Origin of the sequence: Pseudomonas sp. 2995-1 (assembly GCF_002742505.1) — a bacterium.
GTDB lineage: Bacteria > Pseudomonadota > Gammaproteobacteria > Pseudomonadales > Pseudomonadaceae > Aquipseudomonas > Aquipseudomonas sivasensis.
Genome location: NZ_LJSA01000154.1, coordinates 1 through 341, shown reverse-complemented (window position 1 = coordinate 341; position 341 = coordinate 1). Strand labels below are relative to the sequence as shown.

Genomic DNA, 341 nt, shown 5'->3' with positions numbered 1-341 from the left:
GTTCTAGGAGTGGAAGTAATTACTTCTTTAATCATAATATCCTTCAACTTCATTAAATTCTCTCCTTTAACACGATGCTTATAACATATATTTGTGCTTAAATCTGACTCGATTAAATTCATGAATAGCTTCAGGAGATACACGACTTCCTATTCTAGCCATTAAGCAATTTGCAGGATGTGAACAAATTTCAGGGTCATCTGTAGCATACCATTCTAATCCTCCAGACTGCATCACTTTCGTCATCACATCTCTATATTCCCAAATGGATAATCCTGTACCTCTAAGATCCCATTGCCAATAATATTCTGTTGTAATAATAATATAGTCTTCTACTGCAT

The 341-nt window shown here is 34.3% G+C and carries 1 pseudogene; it reads right to left on the bottom strand.

Features of this window, described 5'->3' with window-relative positions:
- Positions 1–78 precede the first annotated feature (78 nt).
- A pseudogene (locus AOA61_RS00485) lies at positions 79–341 on the bottom strand (hypothetical protein); the annotation flags it as partial.